Consider the following 11,311-nt stretch of genomic DNA (forward strand, 5'->3'; position numbering starts at 1 on the left):
CGGCCGGGAAGGTCAGGCCGCGGCTTCCCGGGGCGCGCTGCGGGCGATCCGGCGCGCCGACCGGGCACCGGCCACCACCAGCGGCAACAGCCACGCGAACGCGGGCTGATCGATGGCCAGCATGTCCAGCGAGAGCCGGTTGTGGGTGAACCCCACCGAAAGCCCGCTGTCGGGATCGGCCCAGCCGAAGGAACCGCCCAGGCCGATATGGCCGAAACCGCGCGGTGCGCCGACCGTCGGCATGGCGTGATAACCCAGATGCCACAGCGGGCCCATGTACAGGAACAGCCCGGTATCCGGCCGGAACCGCTCGATCCGCCGGATGGCCTGCATGGTGGCGCCGGACAGGTACCGTTTCCCGCCGGCCATACCGTCACAGGCCAGCGGTTCGTACAGGGCGGCCAGGCCGTTGGCCGTGCACACACCGTTGGCGGCCGGCATCTCGCTGTCCAGTACCGGCGGATTCGGGCCGGCGAGGATGGCTTCCGCGCCGGGAATGAACAGCGAACGGCTACTCACCCCGAGGACACCGGGAATGTTCTGCAACAGCGAGACCAGGCGGGAGCCGTGCGGCGTGCCGGCGAAGGCGAAGCCGGCACCGAAACTTTCCGCGGCCATGGTCACCGAGCCCGCGGGCGGGCGGCCCAGATGGATGCCCTCGATACCGAGTGGTTCCGCGACCTCCTGCTGGAACAGCTGTTTCATACTCTGACCGGTGATGGCCCGCGCCAACCCGGCGAGCAGCCAGCCGTAGGTCATCGCGTGATAGGCGGGGACACCGAGCAGCCGGTCAGGGGTGGCGGCGGCCAGCCGCTGCGCCATGAGTTCGTGATCGAGTAGCTCCGACCCGTGCGCGGCCAGTGTGCCGACCCCGGACAGCCCGGCCGAATGCGTGAGGATCTGCCGGACGGTGATGCAATCCTTCTTGTTACAGCCGAACTCGGGCCAGTACTCGGCGACGGGGGCGTCGTAATCGATCAGCCCGCGGTCGGCGAGCCGGTGCATCACCGTGGAGGCGATGCCCTTGGTTGCCGAGAAGACCATGGCACCGGTATCTCGGGTCCACGGCCGCGCGGGCGCGGACTCCCCCGTCCAGATATCGAGGATCGGCTCCCCGTGCCGGTAGACCGCCAGCGCCGCACCGACACCCTTCCGGCCACCGTAGACCCGGGTGAAGGCGGACGTCAGCCGCCGAAACTCTGCTCCGGCGGTGCCGGAATAAGCGACGCTGCTCATCCTTACACAGTAAGGTCATCCGGCACGTTCCGGCAACGCCGTCCGGGACGGTTGACGGCGTGGCGATAGAACGCACCGTCCCCGGCCCGGCCCGGTGAGCTCTACGGGCGGCGACTCCGTGCGATACCCGAATGTAATTGTCCGGGACACCCCGGGCCTGCCATGGCACTGCGCGCGGCTCCGGAATTCCCCGGCAGGCGATACGACACGAGTCCCGGCAAGGCACTCGACAAAGCAGAGATAATTCCCGGCTAAGGAAACGAAATCATTACCTCAGGGGCGCGAAAAGGTCCCGGGTTTCAACGCACAGCGAATATCGAAGACACTCGATAAACGTCGGAACCGGCAAATTTCTCGAAACGGATATTTGCCTCTATATAGTGGGCCGCATGACCTCCTTGGAACCGCCGATCGTGCGGGACCAGGTGCGCGGTGACGCGCTCCCGGTCGCCGACGCGACCGTTTACGCCGGCTGGTTTTCCTGCCTGGCCGACCCGACCCGGGTCCGGTTACTGCACCAGGTCGCCACGAGCCCCGCCGGAATCCATATCGGCGAAATCGCCGAAGCCCTCGGTATCGGTCAGCCGACCGTCTCCCACCACGTCCGTAAACTCACCGACGCCGGGTTCGTCACGGTGCACAAAGAGGGCACCGCCACGCTGGTCACGATCAACCCCGACCGGTGCACCGAACTGCCGCACACCGCCGACGCGGTGATGGGCATCCTGACCCCGCAGCCCACCTGCCCCGACGATCCGCCCGGCGACGTGACCGTCCGCGCGATGACCGGCGACGACTGGCCCGCGGTCCGCGCCGTCTTCGCCTCCCGCGGCACCGCCTACCCCGCGATGTCCGCCACCGAGGCCCCGGCCCCGGAGGTGCTCGACGCGCAGTGGCTACCGGACCACCGCTGGGTCGCCGAGACCCACGGCCGGATCGCCGGCTGGGCCGCGCTCACCCCTGTCTCCGGGCACGAGTTCTACCGGGATATCGCCGACAGCTGCGTGATGGTCGCCGATGATCTCGAGGGCCGGGGTATCGGCACCGCGCTGCTGCGCCGCCAGGTGATGGCGGCCGAGGACGCCGGTCTGCGCACCCTGCAGACCACGCTGTACCCGGAGGACCGGACCGGTATCTCGGTCCATCACGCCGCGGGCTTCCGCACTGTCGGTATCCGCGAGCGGATCGGTCGTTTCGAGGGCCGCTGGCGCGACGCGGTGCTGCTGGAACGCCGCAGCCCGCTCAACTGAGGAAGCTGTCGACCGACGGCGATACCGGACAGGCGCCGTGGCAGCACAATGCCCGGTCCGGGCGTCAACGCCCGGTGCGGACGGGCCGGAGGATCACCTTCAACCACAAGGTGGCCAGACCGCACATCACACACAGCACCGCCGCGCCCGCGGTGAGCCACCCGGCCAGGCCCAGCCCGCCGAGGCCGTGGTCGCCGTAGACCGACAGCGGATACACCCCCACGGCAAGCATCGCCAGCGTCCCGAACAGCGATACCAGCGAGGCCGGAATCCACCGCAGCCACCGGTACGGGCGCACACTCTCCGAGGGGGCGGCGCCGGAGAAGATCAGCCCCACTTGCTGCCACGCGAAACTGTTCACCGTGAGCAGGCCGGCGTCGAGCAGCAGCGCACACAGGGCGACGGCCAGGGCACCGATCGGCGGTTCCGCGGCGAGCGCGGCCAGCGCGCCGGACACCATCGCGCCGATCGTCAGGACCACCCCCAGCGCCGCGAGCGCCGCCCAGCACACCGACCATTTCCACCGGGTCGCGGCCAGCTCCGCCGTCGCCGCACGTTCGGCGGCGCTGCACGCCTCGTACCATCCGGGGTCTCCGGCGGAAATCTTCACAACTGCCTGCCCCGCACCCGTCGGTCCTGCCACTACCTCGCCGCGGCCGCCGGTACACCGGCTTTCCGCGTGCGCACCGACTCTAATCGCAGCCACCGGTCCGGGCGGCCGGGCGCAGGCAATGAGGCCGGCCGGCCGCCACACCGCCCGGGCCGCATCCCGGCCACCGCGGCGCGCGATCATTATCGCCCGTGGAACAACAACGGGCGGCGCACAGCACCGAAGCGGTGGTCGGGATGGTCGCACAGACCTTCCTCCGGGACCGCCACCAGTTCGTCGGCGAACTGTCGCAGCTGATGCGCACCCAGTTACCGGTGCTGGACCGCGATGAGCGGCTGCGGGAACTGATGGAAGCGGGCACGACGGACAACCTGATGGAAATCCTGCAGTTCCTGCAGAACGAGGCCGGCGAGGACGATGTCCGGGCCCCGGAACGGGCACTGGCCTACGCCCGGATACTCGCTCAGCGCGACGTCCCGGCCGCCGCCCTCATCCGCGCGTACCGGGTCGGCCAGGCCGGTTTCCTGGACACCGGTATGCGTTACGCGATCGAATTCGGCGGTGGCGGTCCGGTCACCACCTCGGCCATCGTCCATATCGTCAACCGCACCTCGGTGTACATCGACCGGGTATGCGAGCAGGTCGGCGTCGCGTACGAAGACGAACGCGACCGCTGGTCCGGTAATCGCAGCGGGCTACAGCGGCAGTGGGTGACCCGGCTGCTCGACGGTACGGTCACCGATACCGACGCCGCGGAACAGTACCTGCGGTATCCGCTGTCGCGGGGACATCTCGGGATCAGGGCCTGGACCGGCCCGCAGCTCGATCCCGCGACGGCCGCGACCGTCTTCGACCAGCTCCGGACCGCGCTGACCACCGTATTCGGCCGCGCGCACGCGACATTGGTGGTGCCCGTGGACGACCACGAGATCCGGATGTGGCTCGCGTGGCCGGCCGGAACCGCCGTCGACAGCGGCGCGATCGCCCGGGCGCTGACCGCCCGGGGCGTGCCGGTACGCGTGGCCATCGGTGGTTACGGCACCGGCCTCGCCGGCTTCCGGCGTACCGCCGCGCAGGCCGGCCGGGTACGCCGGCTCGCCCTGCTGGGCGGTGACCACGGCGCGCGGGTTCTCGCCCACGCCGACGTCGCGGCGGTCGCCTTGCTGGCCGGGGATATCGAGGCGCTGCGCGAATTCGTCGCCGACCAGCTCGGGGAACTGGCGGTGGACAACGAACGCAATCTCTGGTTGCGCGAGACCCTGCGAGTGTTCCTGGCCGTCAACCGAAGTTACGCCGCGGCCGCCACTCGCCTGGCAGTGCACCGCAACACCGTCCAGTACCGCGTCCGGCAGGCGCTGGACATGATCGGCCCGCACGCCGATGTCCCCGGCGGGGATCTGTACCCGCGGCTGGCGTTGCAGGCGACCGAATTGCTGGGCACCGCGGTGCTGCGACCGGAACCGGACCGGAACTGACCGGCCGCCGGCGAACCGGCTGTCCCGGTGCCGCGTAACCACCTGCCCGGCAGTGCGTCACGTGGGCCCTGTGCGCCCCGCACAAATGCCGTCCACGCTTTCATGCGGCCCGAACATGGTCGCCCCCACCGCCGGCGCCCTAAGCTTCGATCATCCCCGCCGAACCGGCACCCACCTCGGTAGACGAGCAGCCGGCAACCCTTCGCCGCGCCCCCACCGGGTGGTGTCGCGGACCGTACCCGCACCCGTCGTGCCGCATCTCGCGCCGCCTCGCCAAGGAGTTCTCCCGTGCCCTCGATCCACACCGTCCGCGGTGCCGTCGACACTGCCGATCTCGGCGTCACCCTCATGCACGAGCATATTTTCGTACTCAGTTCCGATGTCCAGCAGAACTATTCGCAGGAATGGGGTTCGGAGGACGACCGGATCGAGGACGCGGTTCGCCGGCTGACCACCGCCTACGAGGCCGGAGTCCGGACGATCGTGGATCCGACGGTCATGGGTTTGGGCCGCTATATCCCCCGGATCGCCCGGATCGCGCAGCAAGTACCGATACAGCTGATCGTCGCCACCGGTCTCTACACCTACAACGACGTGCCGTTCTACTTCCACTACCGCGGTCCGGCGCTGGACCCGCTGGTGGGCACCCACGTACCCGATCCGATGGTGGATATGTTCGTCGGCGATATCCGTGACGGTATCGCCGATACCGGTGTCCGGGCCGGCATGCTCAAATGCGCCATCGACGCGCAGGGCCTGACGCCCGGCGTGGAGCGGGTGATGCGGGCGGTGGCCCGGGCGCACCACGAGACCGGTGTGCCGATCACCGTGCACACCCACCCCGAATCGGGTTCCGGGTTCGAGGTGAAACGTGTGCTGTGCGACGAAGAGGGCGTCGATCCGGAACGGATCGTGCTGGGCCACAGCGGCGATACGGCCGATCTGGAATACCTGACCGCGCTGGCGGACGCCGGTTTCGTCCTGGGCATGGACCGTTTCGGCATCAACCTCGACACCACCTTCGAGACCCGCGCCGATACTCTGATCACGATGGTGCGGCGCGGCTACGCCGAACGCATGGTGCTCTCCCAGGACGCCAGCTGTTATATCGACTGGATGGAACCGGCAACCCGCGCGGCCGTACTGCCGCAATGGCACTACACCCACTTGTTCGACGACGTTTTCCCCTACGTGCTCGATCGCGGGATCGAGGAACGGCAACTGCACACCATGCTCGTGGACGTACCCCGCACGTTCTTCGCCGGCAGCTGACCCGCGCGGCCGCGGGCGGCCACACACGCACCGGGTGCCCGGACCGGCTACGCCCGGAAGCTAGGGTTGTCGATCATGGCCAGACTGTCCCGTGCGCTGCTCACGGCACTGCTGCTCGCCGTCGCACTCCTCGCGGCGGCGTGCGGTGGTGGCGACGGCGGCGATACCGCCGCCCGCGATCTGTGCGCGCCGCCCGGTCCCGAAGCCGCGTCGGCCGCCCCCGAGAAACTCAGCGCACCGGGCGGCGGGTCGGAGGACCGGTTCACCACCCCGTCCACCGTCCCGGTGGAATCGGTCGATATCTCGCGGCTGGGATTGAGCCGGCCCGGAGTGCTGAGCGTGGGCACGCTCTCGGACGCACCGCCCAGTATCTGCGTGAACTCGGCCGGCGATTTCACCGGATTCGACAACGAACTGCTGCGTGCGGTGGGGGCGAAACTCGGCTTGCAGGTGACATTCTCCGGCACCGAATTCGCCGGGTTGCTGGCGCAGGTGGCCGGCAAACGATTCGATGTCGGCTCGTCGAATATCACCACGACCGATGCGCGGCGGCAGCAGGTCGGTTTCACCAACGGCTACGATTTCGGCTATTTCTCGCTGGTCGTGAAGGACGGGAGCCCGGTGCGCGGGTTCGACGATCTGGGGCCCGGGTCGCGTGTCGCGGTGGTGCAGGGCACCGTGCAGGACGAGTACGTGGTCAACGAACTGGGCCTGGACCCGGTGAAGTTCCCGGACTACAACACCGCCTACGCGAATGTGAAAACCGGCCAGGTCGATGCCTGGGTGGCTCCGTCCGCGCAGGCCGAGGGTGCGATCGCGCCGGGGGACGCCACGTCGGTGGTGGAGAATTCGTTCAGCCTGGACAATTTCGCGGCCTGGGCGGTCGCCAAGGACAACCGGCCGCTGATCGACGCGCTCAACGCCGGCCTGGACGCGGTGATCGCCGACGGCACGTACGCCCGCCTCTACAGCGATTGGGTACCACGGGAACTCCCGCCCGGCTGGAAACCCGGGTCCAAGGCCGCACCCGCTCCCCAGCTCCCCGATTTCGCCGCGCTGGCCGCCGAACGCGGCCCGCAGGAGCACACCGAGCAGGCGCCGAAATCGACGCTGGAACAGTTGCGCGATACGTTCTTCGACTGGTCGCTCTACCGGCAGGCGTTCCCGGAGCTGGTCAAGACCGGGCTGCCCAACACCTTGATCCTGGCCGTGGTCTCCGGGGTGCTCGGCACGCTGCTGGGCATGCTGCTCGCGGTCGCGGGAATCGCGCGGACCCGGTGGCTGCGCTGGCCCGCCCGGATCTACACCGATATCTTCCGCGGCCTGCCCGCGGTGGTGATCATCCTGATCATCGGCCTCGGGATCGGGCCGGTGGCCAGCGGTATCACCGGCAACAATCCCTACTGGCTCGGCGCGGTGGCGCTGGCGCTGCTGGCCTCGGCCTATATCGGGGAGATCTTCCGCTCCGGAATCCAATCGGTGGAGCCCGGGCAGCTCGAGGCGGCCCGCGCGATCGGCTTCGGCTATCGGCAGGCGATGACGCTGGTGGTGATCCCGCAAGGTGTGCGCCGGGTACTGCCCGCACTGATGAACCAGTTCATCGCGCTGATCAAGGATTCGTCGCTGATCTACTTCCTGGGCCTGCTGGCCACCCAGCGGGAACTGTTCGCGGTGGGCCGCGATCTCAACGCGCAGACCGGGAACCTGTCGCCGCTGGTCGCGGCCGGGCTGGTCTATCTGCTGCTGACCATTCCGCTCACCCACCTGGTGAACTACATCGACCGCCGGATGCGCACGGGGCGGCCCGACCAGCCGATCGACCCCGTCGAACAGCAGACCATCACCGAAGGGCGGGGGTAACCGATGAGCTCCTCACTGACCGGTACCGGATTGCATCTACGACTCGGCAACAACGAGATCCTGCGCGGCGTGGACATCCATGTGGACGCGGGTAAGACGACCACCGTGATCGGGCCGTCCGGTTCGGGTAAGTCCACGCTGCTGCGCGTGCTGAACCGGCTCCACGAACCGGATTCCGGCGATATCCTGCTCGACGGCGAATCGGTACTCACCGAGAACCCCGACCGGCTGCGCCGGCGCATCGGAATGGTCTTCCAGCAGTTCAACCTCTTCCCGCACCGGACGGTCGCCGACAATATCGCGCTGGGACCGCGCAAACTGCGCGGGCTGAGCAAAGACGAAGCGCGAGCGCTGGCCGTGGAACAGCTCGAGGTGGTGGGCCTGGCCGGTAAGGCCGATTCCCGGCCCGCCAATCTCTCCGGCGGACAGCAGCAGCGGGTCGCGATCGCCCGGGCACTGGCCATGAAACCGGATCTCATGTTCTTCGACGAGGCCACCTCCGCCCTGGACCCGGAACTCGTCAAAGGCATTCTGGCGTTGATGTCCGACCTCGCCGCGGGCGGTATGTCGATGATCGTGGTGACCCACGAAATGGGTTTCGCACGCAGCGTCTCCGATCATGTGGTGTTCATGGACGCCGGCCAGGTCGTGGAATCCGGCAGCCCGGACGAACTGTTCGACAATGCCGGAACACCCCGGTTGCGCCGCTTCCTCGATCAGGTTCTGTAAGCCCGGGGCCGGACGTTGCGCCGCGACCGCACCGAAAGTACTGCGCGGCAACCATTGACGCGACGAGAACGTGGATACCCCGGCCGCGCGCTGCGCACCGGCCGGGCCGCCGGACGACCATACTGGTGGCATGAGCAGCGAGCAGAATCCCTACGGCACACCGAGTACCACCGGACCCCAGGAGCCCGGCGCCGGCCAGGCGCGCACCAACCGGATCATGCGCACGCTGTTGCGTACCCCGGTCCTGTCGAAGGTGATCGGCAAACGGTTGCTGATCCTGCATATCGTGGGCCGGAAAACGGGCCGGGCCTATGACATTCCGGTCGCGTACACCAAACATGGCGACGCACTGCTGATCGGGACCTCGACGCGACCCTGGGTGAAAAACCTCGCGCCCGGAACACCGGTCACCGTCACCCGCGGCAGCGGGCCCGAACAGTTCGACCCGCTGGTGCACACCGGTGAAGCGGACGTGATGCGGCTGTTCGAGGTCATCGCGCGGGACAACAAAACCAACGCGCGGTACAACGGCATCGGATTCGACGCGGCCGGCAATCCGAACAAGGCCGATCTCTACCAGACCTGGCAGCAGGGCGGCGCGGTGATCGAACTGCGCCCGCGGTAACGGACCCGCGACCTCAGCGCTGACGCCAGCTCAGCGGGCCGGGCAGATCGACACTGTTCTTCTTGGTCCGCGAGTTCCACGACCACGGGCCGATCTCGAGCCCCCACGAGGACATACCCGATTGGGTGAAATTGAACTTCAGCGGCCCGAATGATGTTCGTTTACGGAACCTGATGGGCATAACGGCCTCCCTGACTCGGCCCCAGGATAGCGGATCCGGGTGTTCCCCCATGGCGATCGAGCACGCCGGGTGCAAGAGTGGAGGACGTGGGAATGTACCGGGATCATGTCGTACCCCGCATCGTGAACGTGGCCTGCGGGATGAAGGCGAACGAACCGTTGCGCGAGCGGGTGTGCGCGGGGCTGTCCGGCCGGGTGGTCGAGCTCGGTTTCGGGTCGGGTCTCAACGTCCCGTTCTATCCCGCGACCGTCACCTCGGTGAGCGCCGTGGAACCGGCCGACCTCGGCTGGAAGCTCGCGGCCGGGCGGCTGGCCGCGGCCCGGGTACCGGTCGAACGGGCCGGTCTGGACGGTCAGCAATTGCCGTTCGCCGACGACAGTTTCGATACCGCGCTGTCGACCTGGACCATGTGCACCATCCCCGATATCGATACCGCGCTCGCCGAACTGCGCCGCGTGCTGGTTCCCGGCGGCACCCTGCATTTCGTCGAACACGGACTCGCCCCCGATCCCGCGGTCCAGCGCTGGCAGCATCGCCTCGACCCGCTCCAGCAGCGCATCGCCGGCGGCTGCCACCTGAACCGCGATATCGCCGCCCTCATCGGATCCAGCGGGTTCGGCATCCGCGAACTGGAGATCTTCAAGAGCGAGGGGCCCGCGTTCATCGCCACGCAATCGCTCGGTGTCGCCACGAATCCCTGAGTCCGGCCCGCACCCCGCCCTGGGCCCGGCCCGCGCCCGAGTCCCTCCGGCCCGAGCACGGAACCATTGGGCGATCGGGCGCGTCGAAGGTAGAAAGAACCCGACGCGGAAAAACGGAAGGGCGACCGGATGAGCACTGAGGATCGCGCCGCCACCCAGGCAGCCAGCGAGATCCTGCGGGAGAGCGTGGACGAACTGATGGCCACGTTCGAACGGCAGCGAGCGGAAATGGCGGCCGTGGAACAGCGGCTGGCCTCGACCACCGTAACGGCGTGGTCGTCGGACAATCTGGTCCGCGTCGACGCCAACACCGCCGGGGTCCCCGTGGACGTGCACCTCACCCCGGAGGCGTTCAAACGGTCCACACCCGAGAAACTGGGCCGGTCGATCCTGGAGGCCGTGCAGCACGCGGCCCGGCAGGCCACCGAGGTCTCCCAGCAGGCCTGGGCGCCGATCGCCGCCCTCGCCGACGACGTCCCGGATCTGCCCGATATCGCGCCCGGAATGCCGAGTATCAAATCCGTGGTCGATTCGCTGTTCCCCGACCCCGTCACCACACCGCCACCCGCGGCGCCGCTGGACGACGAGGACGAAGACGAATTCTTCCGCACCCGCGGCTACCTCGAGGGTGGGAAATGAGCGAGATCAAGGTCGACGAGGCGGCCCTGCAGGCCGCCCGGCCCGCCATCGCCCAGGTGGCCGACCAGGTGGCCGGGGCGGTGAACGCGGCACTGGCGGTGATCAACGCCGAGGGCGAATGCTGGGGCGGCGACGAAATCGGCCAGAAATTCGCCGAAAAGTACACACCGGGCGCCGAGGAAGGACTCACCGGCCTGAACCTGCTGAACCAGGCGGTCAACGGGGTGGGCGACGGGGTCGGGGCGGTCGCGACGGATTTCGGCAATCAGGACGAATCCAACGCCAATGCCCTCGGCGCCGTCGCTCCGCAGTAAGCCCGGAGCCGTCGGGTAGCCCCGCCGGCCGCCGCGGACGCCGTTCGGCGGTGGTGGTGACGGCTGCCGAATCGGAGCCGAAGCTCGGTTCGGTGATCGCCATCGACGCCCACACCTTGCCGAACCGTTCCAGCTGTTCATCGGTGGCGACCGCGGCGATCGCCGCGTTGCCCAGGCCCTGGTACGGGATCGACAGCATCAGCCCGACATCACCCCACGAGGTTTCCAGGGCGTTGAGCAGGGCCGACATATTGCCGCCGTTGGCGTTGACGGGCATGGTCGCGGGACCTTCGTCCTCGTCGGACCGTCCGCCGGCCGCGCCGCTGATCTTCTGGGTGCCCGAATCGCTGAGCCCGTCGACCATGGTGTCGAGTTCCACCGGGGACTCGTGCTCGGCGAGGTGCGAGCCCGGCGCCGGT

The 11,311-nt window shown here is 68.5% G+C and carries 12 protein-coding genes and 1 pseudogene; 9 read left to right on the forward strand and 4 right to left on the reverse strand.

The features are described 5' to 3' along the window. Nucleotides 1-12: 12 nt before the first annotated feature. On the reverse strand, nucleotides 13-1,236 hold the full coding sequence (locus ACQEVO_RS20295) for a serine hydrolase domain-containing protein (protein ID WP_432915498.1): 1,224 nt from the start codon (nucleotides 1,234-1,236) through the stop codon (nucleotides 13-15). Nucleotides 1,237-1,625: 389 nt separating this feature from the next. Here ACQEVO_RS20295 and ACQEVO_RS20300 point away from each other — a divergent pair, with 389 nt between their 5' ends. Next, the gene (locus ACQEVO_RS20300; RefSeq protein ID WP_432915499.1) at nucleotides 1,626-2,486 is read left to right on the forward strand and encodes a helix-turn-helix domain-containing GNAT family N-acetyltransferase; all 861 of its coding nucleotides are present in this window, start codon (nucleotides 1,626-1,628) and stop codon (nucleotides 2,484-2,486) included. Between the two features lie 64 nt (nucleotides 2,487-2,550). Here the strand turns inward: ACQEVO_RS20300 and ACQEVO_RS20305 are convergent, their stop codons facing one another. Continuing rightward, nucleotides 2,551-3,129, reverse strand: coding sequence for a hypothetical protein (locus tag ACQEVO_RS20305; protein ID WP_432915501.1), 579 nt, complete (start codon nucleotides 3,127-3,129; stop codon nucleotides 2,551-2,553). A gap of 158 nt (nucleotides 3,130-3,287) precedes the next feature. Here ACQEVO_RS20305 and ACQEVO_RS20310 point away from each other — a divergent pair, with 158 nt between their 5' ends. From ACQEVO_RS20310 to ACQEVO_RS20330, 5 genes are all read left to right on the forward strand, one after another. Continuing rightward, nucleotides 3,288-4,571: a PucR family transcriptional regulator gene (locus tag ACQEVO_RS20310; RefSeq protein WP_432915503.1), complete on the forward strand. Its 1,284-nt coding sequence runs from the start codon at nucleotides 3,288-3,290 to the stop codon at nucleotides 4,569-4,571. 288 nt (nucleotides 4,572-4,859) lie between these two features. Beyond that, entirely contained in the window at nucleotides 4,860-5,843 is a 984-nt protein-coding gene (locus ACQEVO_RS20315) for a phosphotriesterase family protein (protein ID WP_432915505.1), read from the forward strand. Nucleotides 5,844-5,918: 75 nt separating this feature from the next. Further along, nucleotides 5,919-7,703, forward strand: coding sequence for an ABC transporter substrate-binding protein/permease (locus tag ACQEVO_RS20320; RefSeq protein ID WP_432915507.1), 1,785 nt, complete (start codon nucleotides 5,919-5,921; stop codon nucleotides 7,701-7,703). 3 nt (nucleotides 7,704-7,706) lie between these two features. Further along, a complete protein-coding gene (locus tag ACQEVO_RS20325; RefSeq protein ID WP_432915509.1) occupies nucleotides 7,707-8,432 on the forward strand; it encodes an amino acid ABC transporter ATP-binding protein in 726 nt (241 codons plus the stop codon). A gap of 130 nt (nucleotides 8,433-8,562) precedes the next feature. Then, the gene (locus tag ACQEVO_RS20330; protein WP_432915511.1) at nucleotides 8,563-9,057 is read left to right on the forward strand and encodes a nitroreductase/quinone reductase family protein; all 495 of its coding nucleotides are present in this window, start codon (nucleotides 8,563-8,565) and stop codon (nucleotides 9,055-9,057) included. Between the two features lie 13 nt (nucleotides 9,058-9,070). Here ACQEVO_RS20330 and ACQEVO_RS20335 read toward each other — a convergent pair whose 3' ends face one another. Next, nucleotides 9,071-9,238 carry a DUF4236 domain-containing protein gene (locus tag ACQEVO_RS20335; protein WP_432915513.1) on the reverse strand — a complete coding sequence of 56 codons (168 nt, stop codon included), beginning with the start codon at nucleotides 9,236-9,238 and terminating at the stop codon, nucleotides 9,071-9,073. An 86-nt stretch (nucleotides 9,239-9,324) separates the two neighbouring features. Here ACQEVO_RS20335 and ACQEVO_RS20340 point away from each other — a divergent pair, with 86 nt between their 5' ends. The 3 genes from ACQEVO_RS20340 (at nucleotide 9,325) to ACQEVO_RS20350 (ending at nucleotide 10,892) form a co-directional block, all read left to right on the forward strand. Further along, nucleotides 9,325-9,939 (forward strand): class I SAM-dependent methyltransferase, encoded by a 615-nt coding sequence (locus ACQEVO_RS20340; RefSeq protein WP_432915515.1) that lies wholly within the window; start codon nucleotides 9,325-9,327, stop codon nucleotides 9,937-9,939. A gap of 129 nt (nucleotides 9,940-10,068) precedes the next feature. Then, nucleotides 10,069-10,578, forward strand: a complete 510-nt coding sequence (locus tag ACQEVO_RS20345) for a YbaB/EbfC family nucleoid-associated protein (protein WP_432915517.1) — start codon at nucleotides 10,069-10,071, stop codon at nucleotides 10,576-10,578. After that, complete coding sequence (locus ACQEVO_RS20350) at nucleotides 10,575-10,892, forward strand: WXG100 family type VII secretion target (protein ID WP_432915519.1); 318 nt, start codon at nucleotides 10,575-10,577, stop codon at nucleotides 10,890-10,892. Before ACQEVO_RS20345 ends, ACQEVO_RS20350 begins: the two co-directional genes overlap by 4 nt. A 46-nt stretch (nucleotides 10,893-10,938) precedes the next feature. Here the strand turns inward: ACQEVO_RS20350 and ACQEVO_RS20355 are convergent. Continuing rightward, nucleotides 10,939-11,292: pseudogene (locus ACQEVO_RS20355) on the reverse strand (acyl-CoA dehydrogenase family protein); the annotation flags it as partial. Between the last annotated feature and the right edge of the window lie 19 nt (nucleotides 11,293-11,311).

The sequence above is a fragment of the Nocardia sp. CA-290969 genome (assembly GCF_050936135.1).
In the GTDB taxonomy this organism is placed as follows: domain Bacteria; phylum Actinomycetota; class Actinomycetes; order Mycobacteriales; family Mycobacteriaceae; genus Nocardia.